Source organism: Candidatus Nitrosarchaeum limnium BG20 (assembly GCF_000241145.1).
GTDB lineage: Archaea > Thermoproteota > Nitrososphaeria > Nitrososphaerales > Nitrosopumilaceae > Nitrosarchaeum > Nitrosarchaeum limnae.
The window spans coordinates 1-828 of the sequence record NZ_AHJG01000085.1; the positions used below are offsets into that span (position 1 = coordinate 1).

The following is an 828-nucleotide window of genomic DNA, read 5'->3' on the forward strand; positions in this document are numbered from 1 at the left end:
GCAGGTAAGTCAATGCAGATCTTGTGGAATTGGTATTTTGGAGTGTTACAATTTTTGGGACATTTTATTCCAAGCTGGAGAAAAGCATTTTTAGAGTTGCCAAAATTGATTCATTCTAGTAATTGGGTTTCTGATTACACTAGTATTATGAAGGAAAATGGCCTTGATGTTACACTAGAGTATCATACGTTTGGGTGTTGTTGTATAGTTACTGGAAAATCCGTCTAGATTTCTGCTCTAACTATGCAGAACTAGGCAGTTTTAGAAAATTCATGCGTATTTTTATTCAATTAATATTGCTGGCTTGAATGGCCTTGCATGTCTTGCCTTTCCTTTAGGATCATAAATCTCTGAATCAGTTTCAGAAAATACATCAATGTCTACACCAAATTCCTTCTTTCCAATGTCTATCAATTCACTAACAAGGAATTTCTTTTCATCAAATTCTTTTGATTGCAGCTTCATTTCTCTGATCTCAGTTGGTTCTGATAAGATATCTTTGATTGTCTTTTGTACAAAGTCTGGAATCTTTTTGACATCTGCAGTTTCTGGATTTGCAATCAACTCCTTCATGACAATTCCCATGTTGGTTTGTCCTGACATCACCTTATCTAATATGGAGTGATACACTTTGGACTTGAATGAATCAGCAGTATAGATTGTAATCTTTTTTGGTGTAATCTTTGTAACTTTTAAAATATTTGCAATATCGTCGATTAGTAATTTTAACAACTCTTCTGACTGAATTGCTGATGCATTGATGCTATCAGCAGAGTATTCAGGCCACAAAGAAGTTGATACTAGAGTATGGTTACCGAGTTTTTCCCA

2 pseudogenes are annotated in these 828 nt (G+C 34.5%); one reads left to right on the forward strand and one right to left on the reverse strand.

Annotated features, from left to right (window positions below):
• A pseudogene (locus BG20_RS02605) lies at window positions 1-228 on the forward strand (methylase); the annotation flags it as partial.
• A 54-nt stretch (window positions 229-282) separates the two neighbouring features.
• Here the strand turns inward: BG20_RS02605 and BG20_RS02610 are convergent.
• Window positions 283-828, reverse strand: a pseudogene (locus tag BG20_RS02610) (leucine--tRNA ligase); the annotation flags it as partial.